General features: G+C 71.8%; 12 protein-coding genes. 4 read left to right on the top strand and 8 right to left on the bottom strand.

The window, feature by feature from the left end; genetic code table 11:
* Nucleotides 1-235: 235 nt before the first annotated feature.
* The 5 genes from BLQ62_RS13630 to BLQ62_RS13610 are packed head-to-tail and all read right to left on the bottom strand — an operon-like array spanning nt 236 to nt 5,526.
* The gene (locus BLQ62_RS13630; protein WP_068568473.1) at nt 236-1,342 is read right to left on the bottom strand and encodes an ABC transporter ATP-binding protein; all 1,107 of its coding nucleotides are present in this window, start codon (nt 1,340-1,342) and stop codon (nt 236-238) included.
* 35 nt (nt 1,343-1,377) lie between these two features.
* Nucleotides 1,378-2,217, bottom strand: a complete 840-nt coding sequence (locus BLQ62_RS13625) for a carbohydrate ABC transporter permease (protein ID WP_068531554.1) — start codon at nt 2,215-2,217, stop codon at nt 1,378-1,380.
* Nucleotides 2,217-3,164 (bottom strand): carbohydrate ABC transporter permease, encoded by a 948-nt coding sequence (locus tag BLQ62_RS13620; RefSeq protein WP_068531555.1) that lies wholly within the window; start codon nt 3,162-3,164, stop codon nt 2,217-2,219. The genes BLQ62_RS13625 and BLQ62_RS13620 overlap by 1 nt, the downstream gene beginning before the upstream one ends.
* Complete coding sequence (locus BLQ62_RS13615; RefSeq protein ID WP_068568471.1) at nt 3,161-4,546, bottom strand: ABC transporter substrate-binding protein; 1,386 nt, start codon at nt 4,544-4,546, stop codon at nt 3,161-3,163. Before BLQ62_RS13615 ends, BLQ62_RS13620 begins: the two co-directional genes overlap by 4 nt.
* On the bottom strand, nt 4,543-5,526 hold the full coding sequence (locus BLQ62_RS13610; RefSeq protein ID WP_068568469.1) for a sugar-binding transcriptional regulator: 984 nt from the start codon (nt 5,524-5,526) through the stop codon (nt 4,543-4,545). Before BLQ62_RS13610 ends, BLQ62_RS13615 begins: the two co-directional genes overlap by 4 nt.
* A 98-nt stretch (nt 5,527-5,624) precedes the next feature.
* On the opposite strand from BLQ62_RS13610, the gene BLQ62_RS13605 reads away from it, so the two are divergent.
* Both BLQ62_RS13605 and BLQ62_RS13600 read left to right on the top strand, forming a co-directional pair.
* Nucleotides 5,625-6,659 carry an NAD(P)-dependent alcohol dehydrogenase gene (locus tag BLQ62_RS13605; protein ID WP_068568467.1) on the top strand — a complete coding sequence of 345 codons (1,035 nt, stop codon included), beginning with the start codon at nt 5,625-5,627 and terminating at the stop codon, nt 6,657-6,659.
* Complete coding sequence (locus BLQ62_RS13600) at nt 6,659-8,143, top strand: mannitol dehydrogenase family protein (protein ID WP_068568465.1); 1,485 nt, start codon at nt 6,659-6,661, stop codon at nt 8,141-8,143. The genes BLQ62_RS13605 and BLQ62_RS13600 overlap by 1 nt, the downstream gene beginning before the upstream one ends.
* A gap of 12 nt (nt 8,144-8,155) precedes the next feature.
* Here the strand turns inward: BLQ62_RS13600 and BLQ62_RS13595 are convergent, their stop codons facing one another.
* Nucleotides 8,156-9,571, bottom strand: coding sequence for a xylulokinase (locus BLQ62_RS13595; protein WP_068568901.1), 1,416 nt, complete (start codon nt 9,569-9,571; stop codon nt 8,156-8,158).
* 93 nt (nt 9,572-9,664) lie between these two features.
* Between BLQ62_RS13595 and aztD the strand changes: the two genes are divergently transcribed.
* Both aztD and coaE read left to right on the top strand, forming a co-directional pair.
* Nucleotides 9,665-10,918: a zinc metallochaperone AztD gene (gene aztD, locus BLQ62_RS13590; protein ID WP_068531565.1), complete on the top strand. Its 1,254-nt coding sequence runs from the start codon at nt 9,665-9,667 to the stop codon at nt 10,916-10,918.
* Nucleotides 10,919-10,927: 9 nt separating this feature from the next.
* Complete coding sequence (gene coaE, locus BLQ62_RS13585) at nt 10,928-11,812, top strand: dephospho-CoA kinase (protein ID WP_068568463.1); 885 nt, start codon at nt 10,928-10,930, stop codon at nt 11,810-11,812.
* Here the strand turns inward: coaE and BLQ62_RS13580 are convergent.
* Both BLQ62_RS13580 and BLQ62_RS13575 read right to left on the bottom strand, forming a co-directional pair.
* A complete protein-coding gene (locus BLQ62_RS13580; RefSeq protein ID WP_068568461.1) occupies nt 11,794-12,354 on the bottom strand; it encodes an SWIM zinc finger family protein in 561 nt (186 codons plus the stop codon). The two genes, coaE and BLQ62_RS13580, sit on opposite strands and share 19 nt — an antisense overlap.
* On the bottom strand, nt 12,354-14,072 hold the full coding sequence (locus tag BLQ62_RS13575) for a DEAD/DEAH box helicase (protein ID WP_068568459.1): 1,719 nt from the start codon (nt 14,070-14,072) through the stop codon (nt 12,354-12,356). The genes BLQ62_RS13580 and BLQ62_RS13575 overlap by 1 nt, the downstream gene beginning before the upstream one ends.
* Between the last annotated feature and the right edge of the window lie 6 nt (nt 14,073-14,078).

The following is a 14,078-nucleotide window of genomic DNA, read 5'->3' as shown; positions in this document are numbered from 1 at the left end:
CGCTTCACAGTTCGACGTCGAACGCCCCGCATCCTTATCTGGATGCGGGGCGTTCCCCGTTTCGAGGGTAGGGAGCAGTGGCGTCCGGGATGTTCTCAGCGGGGCAGCACGGGGGCGGATGCTCTCCCGCACCCGTCGCGCGCGGTCGCACCCTGCATGCCGGGTGCGCCGGCGCATTTCGGGTGCGGATGGATTCCCGCACCCGAAACGCCTGCCGCCAGAGCGCCCTCCGGCTCTAGTTGAGGCGTTCGCCCGAGTCCGGGTGGAACAGGTGCACCGCCGGTTCGACCTGCGCGAGCCGCAGGCCGTCGCCGATGCGGGCCTCCGTGCGGCGAGGGCAGCGTGCCACCAGGGTGACGGGGGCACCGTCGACGCCCGCCACGTCGGGGTCCTCCACGCGCGCGTAGACGTAGGTGTCGCTCCCGAGGTCCTCGAGGATCGCGACGGTGCCGGGCACGCCGGCGTCCGGACCGGCGAGACCGAGGCTCTCGGGGCGGATCCCGACGGTGACGCGGTCCAGGCCCGAGGTGCGGAGGGCCGCCTGCGCCTCCGCGTCGAGGTCGACGGTGCCGCCCGCCACAGCGATCGCCCCGTCGCGGACGGGCGCGGTGAACAGGTTCATCGCGGGCGAGCCGATGAAACCGGCGACGAAGGCGTTCTTGGGGCGGTCGTAGAGTTCGGCGGGCGTTGCGAACTGCTGCAGCACACCGAACTTGAGCACCGCGACCCGGTCGCCCATCGTCATCGCCTCCACCTGGTCGTGCGTGACGTACACCGTGGTCGTGCCGAGGCGCCGCTGGAGCGCGGCGATCTGCGTGCGCGTCTGCACCCGGAGCTTGGCGTCGAGGTTCGACAGCGGCTCGTCCATGCAGAACACCTGCGGCTCGCGGACGATGGCGCGCCCCATCGCGACGCGCTGCCGCTGGCCGCCGGACAGCCGGGCGGGCTTGCGGTCGAGGTACTCGGTGAGGTCCAGAAGCTTCGCGGCCTCGGCGACCTTCTGCTTGCGCTCGTCGAGCGGCACGCCGCGCATCTTCAGCGCGAAACCCATGTTCTCGCCGACCGTCTTGTTCGGGTACAGGGCGTAGTTCTGGAAGACCATCGCGATATCGCGGTCCTTGGGGGCCACGCCCACCATGCTGCGTCCGCCGATGGAGATGGCGCCGGAGTCGATCTCCTCCAGGCCGGCGAGCATGCGCAGAGCGGTCGACTTGCCGGAGCCCGACGGCCCGACCAGCACCACGAACTCGCCGTCGGCGATGTCGAGGTCGAGGGAGTCGACGGCGAGGGTCTCGGCGCCGGGGTAGACGCAACACGCCTTGTCGTAGGTGATGGAAGCCATGGTGTTCCTCCTGGGGATGGCGAGGGAGTGAGGCGCTACTTGATGGCGCCGAAGGACAGGCCGCGGACCAGCTTGTTCTGGGCGATCCACCCGCAGATGACCACGGGCAGGGCGGCCAGCACGGAGGCGGCGGAGAGCTTGGCCCAGAACAGGCCCTGCCCGGACATGAACCCGGTCAGTGCCACCGGCATGGTCTGGGCGTTGACCGCGGTGAGGTTCACCGCGAAGAAGAACTCGTTCCACGAGAAGATCACGCAGATCAGGGCGGTGGCGGCGATGCCGGGGGAGATGATCGGAAGGATCACCTCGCGCACCGAGGTCCACAGCCCGGCGCCGTCCATCCCGGCCGCCTCGAGCAGCTCGCTCGGAACCTCGAGGAAGAAGGACCGCATCATCCACACGGCGATGGGCAGGTTCATCGCGGTGTAGAGGATCACCAGCGTCCAGATGTTGTCGAGCATGCCGATCCGCCCGACGATCACGTACAGCGGGATGATCGCCGCGACGATCGGCAGCATCTTGGTGCTGATGAAGAAGAACAGCGCGTCCTGCGTCTTGCGGACCGGCCGTAGCGACAGGGCGAACGCCGCCGGTACGCCGAGCACCAGGACCAGCGTGGTCGAGAGGACCGTCGCGAAGACCGAGTTGAGCAGCGGGACCCCGATACCGGAGTCGAAGACGGCTGTGAACTGATCCAGCGTCGGCACGAAGAAGACGGTCGGCGGACGGGTGGCGGCGTCGCTCTCCTGCTTGAACGCGGTGAGCACCATCCACAGCACGGGGAAGAAGAAGCCGATGGCGATGATCCAGGTGAGCGCGGTCAGCGCGCCGCCCTTGGGGTCGCGCCGGCGGCGGGGAACGATGGTCGTGGACATCAGGCTGCTTCCTCTCCGGCGCCGAAACTCTTGAAGATCAGGCGGATCGCGAGTGTCGAGACGACGATCGTGCCGACCACGGTGACGACGCCCATGGCCGCGGCCTGGCCGATGTCGAACCCGAGGAAGGCGCGCTGATAGATGTAGAAGGGCAGGTTGGAGCTGGCGACGCCCGGCCCGCCCGAGGTCATCATGTAGACCGCGTCGAAGGTGTTGACCAGATAGATGGCGCCGAGGACGGCGCCGAGTTCGATGAACCGCCGCAGATGCGGCAGCGTCAGCTCGCGGAACAGCCGGAAGCTGGTGGCGCCGTCCACCCGGGCGGCTTCCTGCACGTCGCGCGGCATGGACTGCAGGCCCGCGAGGATCAGCAGCATCATGAACGGCGTCCACTGCCAGACGAGCTCGGCGATGACGGACGCGAGCGGGTACTCGCTGAGGAAGTCGACGTGAACACCGAAGGGGCTGAGGGCCCACGCCAGCAGGCCGTTGGTGGGGGAGAGCAGGCTGGTCTTCCAGAGCAGTGCGGCGGCGACCGGTGTGACCAGGAACGGAGTGATCAACAGCGTGCGAACCACGCCGCGCCCCAGGAACTTCCGGTCCAGCAGCAGTGCGAGAACAAGGCCGAGGATCACCGACAGCACGACGGTGCCGACGATGAGCAGCACGGTGTTGAGGGTGACCGTCCAGAACTGGGTGTCCCGGAAGACCTCGACGTAGTTGTTGAGCCAGTTGAACTTCCGTGATCCCGGCCGCACCAGGTTCCACGACTGCGTGGAGTAGTACAGCGTCACCAGGAACGGGATCTGGGTGACTATCACCATGAAGATCAGGGCGGGCAACAGCGGTCCGCGCCGGCGCCACGCCTCGGCGCGGGTGATCCGGTCGCGCTTGGAACGCAACGCGGTCGCCGGCCGCGCTGCGGGCGGCGTGCTGGTCGTGGTCATCGTGCTGCTCCCGTCCGGTCCTGGCTGTCGCGGTAGCTCTTCCCGACGACCTCGGCGTACTTCTGCGACTGGGCCAGGGCGTCGTCGACGGAGATCTGGCCGGCGATGGCGGCGCTGATCTGCTGGCTGACCCGGGTTCCGAGGTCCTGGAACTCGGGGATGGCGAGGAACTGGATGCCGGTGTAGGGCACGGGCTCCAGCGTCGGGCGGGACTGATCGGCGGCCAGCATCGAGTCGAGGGTCTGCTTGGCGAAGGTCGACGACAGTTCCTTGTAGGCGGGCAGCTCGTAGGTCGAGAGGCGGCTTCCCGGCGGTACCCGGCTCGGCCCCAGCTTGTCGGCGACGCCCGCGATGTACTGCTTGCTCGTCATCCAGGAGACGAACTTCCACGCGTCGTCGGTCCGCGTGCTCTTGGCCGGGATTCCGAGCGACCAGGTGTAGAGCCAACCGTTGCCGGACTTGGCCATCTTCGGCGCGGGGAGGTAGCCGACCTGGCCTGCGATCTTCGAGGTCTCCGGGCTCTCCAGCGACGAGACGGCCGCAGTGGAGTCGTACCACATGGCGGCCTGGCCCTGCGCCAACAGGTTTCCGCATTCCTGGAATCCGGTGGAGGCGGCACCGGCCTCGCCGTAGTTCCGGACGGTGTCGACGTAGAAGCGCACGGCGTCGCGCACCTGCGGCGAATCGAACTGCGGATTCCACTGCTCGTCGAACCAGCGGCCGCCGTAGGCGTTGATCACCGTGTTCAAGGGCGCGAGCACCTCACCCCAGCCGGGCTTGCCGCGCAGGCAGATCCCCGCCACGTCCCGCGAGTGCAGTCGGCGGGCGGCGTCGGCGACCTCGGGCCAGGTGGGCTCGGCGGGCAGCGTGATGCCCGCCTGCGCGAACATCTGCTTGTTGTACATGAGGAAGGAGGACTCGCCGTAGAAGGGGACGGAGTACATCCGGTCCTGGTACGAGAGCGCCTCGCGCAGCGTGGGGATGAAGTCGCCCGGGTCGTACGACGGGTCGCGATCCATCAGCGCGGACAGGTCGGTGAGCCAGCCGTTCTGCGCCCACATCCGGGTTTCGTAGTTGCTGATCATCACCACGTCGAACTCGCCACCCCCGGTGGAGACGGAGGCGGTGATCTTGGCCCGCGCCTCGTTCTCCGAGAGCGTGATGAACTTGAGCTTCACGCCGGGGTTGGCGCGCTCGAACTCGGGGGCCAGGCCCACCGCGTCCGTCATCTGCGAGTTCGACACCATGGCGACGGTGACGGCGGAACCGCCCCCGTCGGTGAAGACACCCGCTCCGGAGCAGCCGGCGAGCAGTGCCGTCACGGCGGCGAGGCCACCGGCGGCCGCGGCGCGGCGTCGTACGGATCTGCGGATCACGGTCATCCCTTCTGTTCGGCGAGCAGCCACTGCGCGGTGGGGCGGTCGGTGACCAGAGCGGTCGCGAAGCCGCCCCGCAGGGCGCCCAGGATCGATTCCCGGCGGTGCTCGCCGCCGGAGGTGAGAATCGCTGTGGGGCAGTGCCGGATGTCCTCCAGCGGTACCGAGACGGTGCGCTCGACGAGCGACGACGGGACCGGTGCACCGTCGAGCCCGTAGAACCGCCCGCCGATCTCGCCGACCGCCCCGAGCTCGTGCAGTTCGCTCAGGACCTCGGTGTCGATGTAGGCGCCCTCGAACAACGTGGTCGAGGTGGAGACGGATCCGACACCGAAGAGCATCACCTCGGCGGAGCGGCCCGCCGAGAGTGCCTGGGAGACGATGGAGTCGCGTTCCAGCGCGCGCACTGTGCCGGGATCGGCGAACAGCGGTGCCACCAGCCGGACCGGTCGCGCACCGAGGCGTTCGGAGAATCGGGCGAGGGCGTGATCGACGCCGGTGTGGTACTCGACGGAGGTCATCGAGCCGTCCATCTGGACCACCCGGGCACAGGCCGCGCCTCCGCCGAGCGCGTCCGCGACCGCGACCTGCTCGGGGCCCCAGGTGAAACCGAACGTGTCCGTGGGCTGCAGGCGGCGGGCGAGCAGGGAGGCTCCCGCGCGGCCGAGTGCGGCGTCGCCCGAAGGGGTTCCGTCGGCGTCCTCGGCGATGATCAACGCTTCGGCGAGCCCGAACGCCGCCTCCAGGTCGCGCTCGAGGTCGGGATGGATGGAGCCGGCGAGGTGGGCGGGTGCTGCGACGGTGACGGTGACGAGGCCCTGGGCGCGGGCGCGGGCGACGAGGCGGCCGGCCGTGGGGCGGGAGACGCCGAGCCGCTCGGCGATCTGGGCCTGGGTGAGGCCCTCGAGGTGGTACATGGTGGCCGCGCGGACCAGGAGGCGCAGGTCGTGGCCGGGCTCCCCGGGTGTGCGCTGTGGTGAGGTCACGCGATACTCCGTCGTCTCGTGAGCAAATGCTCACTAGCGGTGATTCTGCTCACTACGCTAACATCGGGGGTGTGACCCAGGCAACAGTTTCGAGTGAAATGCGCGCCAGCGTGCTGCACCCCGGGGGCCGGATGGCCCTCGAGTCGAGACCCGTTCCGACGCCCGACCCCGGCGACGTGCTGGTCCAGGTCGCGGCCGTCGGCGTGTGCGGCTCCGACACCCACTACCTGCGCCACGGCCGGATCGGCGAGTTCGTGGTGACCGCTCCGATCGTGCTCGGGCACGAGGCGTCGGGGCGGATCGTGGCCGTCGGCGCCGGCGTCCCCGACGAGCGGATCGGCGAGCGCGTGTCCATCGAGCCGCAGCGCCCCGACCCGCACAGCCCGGAATCGCTGCGCGGCGAGTACAACCTCTGCCCGGCCATGCGGTTCTACGCGACGCCGCCGGTCGACGGTGCCCTCGCCGAGTACGTGACCATCGGATCCGCCTTCGCGCACGCCGTCCCGGACTCGGTGTCGGATGAGGCCGCGGCGCTGTTCGAGCCGCTCTCCGTGGGGATCGCCGCTATGCGGAAGGCGGCCGTCGGCCTCGGCGGCTCGGTGCTCATCGCCGGCGCGGGCCCGATCGGCCTGCTGAGCGCGCAGGTCGCGCGCGCATCCGGGCTGACGCGGATCGTGGTGACCGACCCCGACCCCCTGCGGCGCGCCGCGGCCGAAAGGTTCGGCGCCACGCGCACCGTCGACCCCGGAACGGAGTCGCCCGCAGTCGGCGACGGCTTCGACGCCTTCGTCGACGCGTCGGGGGCGCCCGCCGCGATCCGTGCCGGCATCCCCGCCGTCCGCCCCGGCGGCCGGGTCGTGCTGGTCGGGATGGGCGCGGACGACCTGGAACTGCCCGTCTCTCTGATCCAGTCCCGAGAGCTACTCCTCACCGGCGTCTTCCGCTACGCGAACACCTGGCCGACCGCCATCGCGCTCGCGGCGAGCGGCCGCGTCGACCTCGACGGCATGGTCACGGGGCGTTTTCCGCTCGACCGCGCCGAGGACGCGCTCAACGCCGACCGCGAGCCGGGCAGCATCAAGGCCGTCGTCCATCCCGGCCGCGCCGGAACCGAACCGCAAGAGGAGCTGTGATGAGCGCACCCATCGACCTCACCCCGGCCGCCCTGCCCGCGATCACGGGAGCGTCCGTACCGGCCTACGACCGCGCCGTACTGCGGCCCGGCATCGTCCACTTCGGCGTCGGCGGCTTCCATCGCGCCCACCAGGCCGTCTACCTCGACCGGCTGCTCGCGGCCGGCCCGGACGCGGCGAGCTGGGGCATCTGCGGCGTCGGGCTCCGGCCCGCCGACGCGGCGATGCGCGACGCCCTCGTCCCGCAGGGCGGGCTCTACACGCTCACGCTCAAGCACCCCGACGGGGCCGTGGAGACCTCCGTCGTCGGGGCGATCGTCGATTACCTGTACGCCCCCGACGATCCCGAGGCGGTGATCGAGCGGCTCGCGGCGGCCGAGACCCGCATCGTCTCCCTCACCATCACCGAGGGCGGCTACAACTTCTCCGCGGCCACGGGGGAGTTCGACGCCGAGAATCCGGACGTCCGAAACGATCTCGAGCCGGGTGCGGCGCCCCGCACCGTCTTCGGCTACGTCACGGAGGCCCTGCGCCGGCGGCGCGACCGCGGCGTCCCGGCGTTCACCGTCATGTCGTGCGACAACATCGAGGGCAACGGGCACGTCGCGCAGCGCACCTTCACCGCCTACGCCCGCCTCGCCGATCCCGGACTCGCGGACTGGATCACCGAGCACGTGCGCTTCCCCAACTCGATGGTCGACCGGATCACCCCCGCGACCCCCGACGGCCTGCGCGCCGAGGTCGCGGCGCGGGCGGACGTCGACGACCGCTGGCCCGTGGTCGCCGAGCCGTACACCCAGTGGGTGCTCGAGGACGCTTTCGGCGCAGGTCGGCCGCGATTCGAGGAGGCGGGCGTCCAGGTGGTCGACGACGTCGCGCCGTACGAGCTGATGAAGCTGCGACTGCTCAACGCGGGACACCAGGCGCTGGGGCACTTCGGCCGACTGCTGGGTTACGAGTACGTCCACGACGCGGCCGCCGATCCGCACGTGCGGGAGCTGCTCCGGCGGTACATGCAGGAGGAGGGCAGGCCCACGCTGCGCCCCGTGCCGGGCATCGATCTCGACGACTACATCGACACGCTGCTCGAGCGGTTCTCCAACCCCGCCATCGCCGACACGGTCGCGCGGCTGTGCCAGGACGCCTCGGATCGTATCCCGAAATGGCTCGTGCCCGTGATCGTCTCGCGCCTCGACTCCGGTGCCGCGGCGCCCCTCGCCGCGGCCGTCGTCGCGGCCTGGACCCGCGGCTGCGAGGGTTTAGACGATGCCGGCGCCCCGATCGTGCAGGCCGACCGCGAGGCGGACGCGCTCGCCCGGCGCGCCCTGGCCTCGCGCACGGAGCCGCTCGCCTTCGTCGCGGCGCCGGACCTGTTCGGCGATCTCGCCGACCGCCCCGGGTTCACCGAGCCGTACCTGGCTGCGCTGACGGCGTTGCGCGCGTCGGGCGCACGCGCCGTGCTGCAGGAGTTGCTCGCACGCTAGACCCGCTGCCGCTCAGGGGCGGTCGAGCACCAGCGCTGCCGCCTCCCGGTAGCGCGCGTAGACCGCCGGGGTGGGATCGGCCGTCCGGGACTCGGCGCTCGGGCGCGACCACTCCGGCGGAGTGCCGTCGCCCCCGAGCGCCCACGCCGCCTGCCGTGCGGCCCCGCGGGCCACGTACTCGCCGTCCGCGGGGAAATCGACGGCGCGACCGAAGATCGCGGGGGCGATGTCGCGCACCGCGCGCGACCGGCCGCCGCCGCCCACCACCAGGATGCGCTCGACCGCCGTCCCCTGCTCGGCGATCGCGTCGAGGCAGAACTGCAGGGAGCAGAGCAGGCCCTCGACGGCGGCGCGGGCGATGTTCTCCCGGGTGAGGTTCGTGCCGGTCACGCCCTGCAGCGAGCCGGTGGCGTCCGGCAGGTTGGGGGAGCGCTCGCCGGCGAAGAAGGGAACCAGGACCAGGCCCTCCGCGCCGGGCGGCGCGGCCAGCGCGAGCCGCGCGAACTCCCCGAGGTCCGCCCCCAGCATCCGCGCGGTCGCGGCCAGGACCGGGGCACCGTTGAGGGTGCACACCAGCGGCAGATGGTGCCCCGTCGCATCGGCGAAACCCGCGACGATGCCCGACGGGTCGCGCGGCGCGGTCGGCGTCACGGCGCTCACGACGCCCGATGTGCCGAGCGAGACGATGCAGTCGCCGGGCCGGGCATCGAGTCCGAGTGCGGCGCCGGCATTGTCGCCCGTACCCGCACCGAGCAGCGTTCCCCGGCGGAGCGGGCCGTCGTCGGCGACGACCGGTACGGACTCGGCGGGGCCGAGCACTCGGGGGAGTGCCGGCCGCCGGCCGCGCAGCGCGAGTTCGAGGAGGTCCGTGCGGTATTCGCCGGTCGCGGCACTGAAGTAGCCGGTGCCCGAGGCGTCCGATCGATCCGTCGCGAGGGTGTCGAGTCCGCCGCCGCCGAGCCGCCAGGTCAACCAGTCGTGCGGGAGGCAGACGGCGGCCGTCGCGTCGGCGTGTCCGGGTTCCGCATCGGCGAGCCAGCGCAGTTTCGCGGCGGTCACGGCGGCCACGGGGACCACCCCCACCGCGTCGGCCCACCCGTCCGTCCCGCCGAGGTCGTCGATCAGCTGATCCGCCGCGGCCGCGGACCGGGTGTCGTTCCACAGCAGCGCGTCCCGCACGACGGCGCCGTCCCGGTCGAGGCACACCATGCCGTGCTGCTGGGCGCCCACCGAGGCGGCGGCGACGTCGTCGAGGCCGCCCGCGTTCCGCGCGGCCACGGTGAACGCCTCGAGCCACGCGGTGGGGTCGATCTCGGTCCCGGGCGGGTGCGGAGCGGAGCCGGAACGGACGACCTCGCCCGAATCCGCATCGCACACCACGACCTTGCAGGACTGGGTGGACGAATCGATTCCGGCGACGAGGGGCATGGCCGCGATCATCGCAGACGCCGACGCGGCGCATGCACGTATCGCCATGGTGATCTTTGACAATGGTTTTCATCAGTGATTAGAAATGCCGTCATGTCCCAGCGCCTGCGTCTTGCCGTCCCCCTGCTCACCGCCGCCCTGCTCGCCGCTGGATGCGGCTCGTCCCAGCCGGATCCCGCGCCGTCGTCCGCGGCGTCCGACACCGATGCCCCCGGCGGCGCCACCGAAGCGCGACGTGCGGCACCGCGCCTCGCGGTGACCTACGAGGGCGGCGTGCAGATCCTCGACGCCGCCACGTTCGAGCGCGTAGCGGACTTCCCGGGCGAGGGCTACCTCCGGGTCAATCCCGCCGGCGACGGCCGGCACGCCTTCCTCTCCGAGGGGGACGGCTTCCGCCTGCTCGACCTCGGTTCCTGGTCCGCGCCCCACGGTGATCACCAGCACTTCTACACCGCGACGCCCCGTCGTACCGACATCCGCATCGCGGCACCCGAACCCGGCCACGTGGTACGGCACGACGGTCGGACCGTGCTCTTCTCCGACGGCACCGGTGAGGTCACGTCGATCGCCTCGGACGCGGTCGGCGACCCGAACGCGCCGCGCACCACCTACACCGCTCCGAAGGCGCATCACGGCGTCGCGGTCGAGCGTGCGGACGGCTCGATGCTCATCACCCTCGGCGACGAGAAGACCCGCACGGGCGTCGCGATCCTCGACAAGGACCGCAAGGAGATCGCCCGCAACGAGCAGTGCCCCGGCGTGCACGGGGAGGGAGCGGCCGAGGGCGGTGCGGTCCTCTTCGGCTGCGAGGACGGCGTGCTCATCGTGCGCGGGAACGACATCGTCAAGACGGCGGCGCCGACGCCCGGCTACGCCCGCACCGGCAACGTCGCGGCCACCGAGGCGCACGCCGTGGTCCTCGGCGACTACAAGGTGGACAAGGCCGCCAAGCCCGAGCGCCCCACCCGGGTCAGCCTCATCGACACCCGCACCGGCGCGATGAAGCTCGTCGACCTGCCCGCCTCGTACAGCTTCCGCTCGCTCGCGCGGGGCCAGTTCGGCGAGGCGCTGGTGCTCGGCACCGACGGAACGCTGCGCATCCTCGATCCCGAGACCGGTGCGGTCGCGCGCGAGGTGAAGGCGACGGCCCCCTGGACCGAGGATGCGAACTGGCAGGAGCCGCGCCCCGCGGTCTTCACCCTGGGCTCCACCGCCTTCGTCACCGAGCCCGCGACGAAGACGATCGTCGCGATCGACGTTCCGACGGGCAAGGAGCTCCGGCGCGGCACTCTCGAGCACACCCCCGACGAGGTGTCGGGCGTCACCGGGGTGAGCGCCACTCACTAGTCTGAGGGCATGTTGCGGATCGGACTCACGGGTGGCATCGGCGCGGGCAAGTCGACGGTGGCGAAGGAACTCGCGGCCCTCGGCGCCGTGATCGTGGACGGCGACAAGATCGCCCGCGAGGTGGTCGAACCCGGGACTCCCGGTCTCGCCGCGCTCGTCGAGGCCTTCGGGGATGACATCCTCGCCGAGGACGGCAGTCTCAACCGGCCCGCTCTCGCGGCGATCGCCTTCTCCGACGACGAGTCCCGCGCGAAGCTCAACGCGATCACCCATCCGCTCGTGGGCGCGCGCTCGGCCGAGCTGATCGAGGCCGCCGGGCCGGACGCCGTGATCGTGCAGGACATCCCGCTCCTCGTGGAGAACAAGGTGGCGCCGATGTTCCACCTCGTCATCATCGTGTGGGTCGACGAGCAGGAGCGGATCCGCCGGCTGGTCGGCTCGCGCGGCATGGCGGAGGACGACGCCCGCGCCCGCATCGCCGCCCAGGCCACCGACGAGCAGCGGCGCGCCGTCGCCGACGTCTGGCTCGAGAACACCGGCACCGAAGAACAGACGCGGGCGGCGGTGCGTGCCCTGTGGGCCGAGCGGATCGCGCCGTTCGCCGCGAACGTCGCCGCGCACCGTCCGGCCGAGGGCGCACCGCTTCTCGACGATCCGGCGTACGGCGAGCGGCTCACGAACCGCCTGTGGGTCGCGCTCGGCGCGAAGGCCTCCGCCGTCACGGCCGACGGTGCCGCCGCCACCGTCGTGCTCGCCGACGGAGTCGAGGAGCCGGCGGTGACGGACGTGCTGGCCGACGCCGGCTTCGCCCCCGTGGGGGCGGGGGAGTACCGCGGCAGCGACCCCGGCCGGGCGGTGACGGTCCGGGTCCGCGCTCACGACAGCGCGAAGTAGTCCCGCGCGTCGAGCGAGGCCAAGGGCGTCCACCGAGGCACCGGACGGTCCGCGGCGGCACCGTCCGGCTCGGCGGCGACCTCCGCGGCCCCGAAGTCCTGGAGGATGAGCACGGTGTTCGGCTCGTTGTCGACCAGGACGGCCAGGGCGTAGAGCGCCGCGAGCACGTGCACGCAGAACGTGCTGCGGGCGCGGCACGAGCAGTCCGCCGCCTCGAGTGCCGGGGCCGGATCGTGCCCCTCCGCCCGGGCCGCGGCGAGCACCGCGTCGTCCGGCTCGGGGCGTGCGCCGAGAGCCTTCCGGAGCGCGGCGACGGTGGCGGGTGCCATGGCCGCGAACTCGAGGTGCGCGATCGACGCCTCACCGCCGCGGTGAATCCGGGCGGTCACCTGTCGACCGTCGATCTCGAGGCCTACGCCGCCGTTGCGGGCGATCATGCGGGCGCGCGGGGCGTGCGTGTTCGGGGTGCGGGCGGTGATCGGCTCGGCGATGCGCACGATCGCGGCGCCGAAGGCGGTGAATCCGAAGGTGAAGACTGCCATCAGGCCTCCCGGTTGCGTCGAAGGACGTCGAGCAGTCGCTCGTCGTCGAGGGCCGCGAGGCTGGTCACGATCCCGTCGTCGTCGGCGTGCACGCCGAGAAGTGCCTTGCGGCGGTGCATCTCATCGATGTGCTCCTCGATCGTGGTCGCGGTGGTCAGCGTGGTCACGGTGACCGGGCGGTCCTGGCCGATGCGGTGCGCGCGGTCGGTCGCCTGCGCCTCGACCGCGGGATTCCACCACCGGTCGTAATGGATCACCTCGGTGGCGCGGGTCAGAGTGAGGCCCGAGCCGCCGGCCTTGACGCTGATCACGAGGACGGGCGGGCCGTCACCCGACTGGAAGCGGTCGCCGATCGCCGTCCGTTCGGTGGGCGCGAGGCCGCCGTGGAAGAAGGGCACCGTGGCGCCGACGATGCGTGACGCCGCCCGCGCAAGGAGCTCACCCGTCTCGCGGTACTGGGTGAAGACGAGCGTCGCGCGGCCCGCGGCGACATTGGCCTCGAGGATCTCCAGGGCGACGTCGAGCTTTCCGGAGCGCCCCGGTTCGGCCTCGGCGGTGCCGCCGCCCTGCAGGTCCGGGTGGTTGCAGATCTGTTTGAGCGCGGTGAGCACCGCGAGCAGCCGGCCGTGACGCGCGAGACCGGAGCCGAAGCCGTCGTCGGCCGCCCGTGCCAGGCAGGCGTCGTAGCGGCGCGCCTGCTCGTCGGTCAGGTCGCACAGGACGGGGTTGTCGAGCTTGGGCGGCAGCGCGCCGGCGGCGCGTTCCTTGGTGCGGGCCAGCATCACCGGCGAGACGGCGGCGCGCAGGCGACGCAGCGCACCGTCGTCGCCCGCCGCGACGGCCCGCGTGAACCGGCGCCGGAACACCGCCTTGACCGGGAAGAGCGACGGCGTGATCACCCGCAGGATCGCCCACAGGTCGTCGAGAGAGTTCTCGATGGGCGTGCCCGTCAGCGCGATCCGGGCGCGGGCGTCGAGGGCCTTCGCCGCGCGGGAGACCTGGGTGCGCGGGTTCTTCAGTGCGTGCGCCTCGTCGAAGACCACGGCGGCCCAGGCGGTCTCGGCGAGCTCGACCGCGGAGAGCCGCAGTCGGGCGTACGAGACGACCGTGACGCGATCGGCCAGGCCTGGTGCGAACCGCGCGATCTCGCGGCGCCAGTTGGTGATCACGCTCGTGGGGCAGACCACGAGGCAGGGCCCGTCGCCGAGCAGCGAGAGAGCGGAGATCGCCTGCAGGGTCTTGCCGAGGCCCATCTCGTCCGCGAGCAGGGCGCCGCCGTACAGGTGCACCGCGCGCAGCAGCCACGCGACGCCCGCGACCTGGTAGGGCCGTAACACGGCGTCGACCTCGAGCGCGTCCTCCAGGGCGGCGGACTGCGCGTAGGCCGTCGCGGCGTAGTCGGCCGTGGTGACCGCGGTGCCGGTGGGGTCGGGTTCGGCGTGGGCGGCGATGGGCAGGAGTGCGGAGCCGCCCGCGGACACGGTGGCCCACGCCGCGTGGGAGGCGGACCGCCGGGTGCCGGGCGGGAGCGCTCCGACGTCGACGAGGTCGCAGCGGACGTCCGCGACGGCGAGCGCACCGTCGACCGGCAGGACGAGGGGGAGGGCGGTCCCGCGCGCGGGATCGTCGGGGTGGTGCGAGGACCAGAGGGCGAACTGATGCAGATCGGGGAGGTACGTGACTTCGAGGCTCAGGGTGCGTCCTTCGCAGGAGTCCAATAGGGT

It is taken from the genome of Tsukamurella pulmonis (assembly GCF_900103175.1).
In the GTDB taxonomy this organism is placed as follows: Bacteria; Actinomycetota; Actinomycetes; order Mycobacteriales; family Mycobacteriaceae; genus Tsukamurella; species Tsukamurella pulmonis.
Note: the sequence above shows the minus strand (reverse complement) of the source record. Positions and strands in the feature narration are given on the sequence as shown.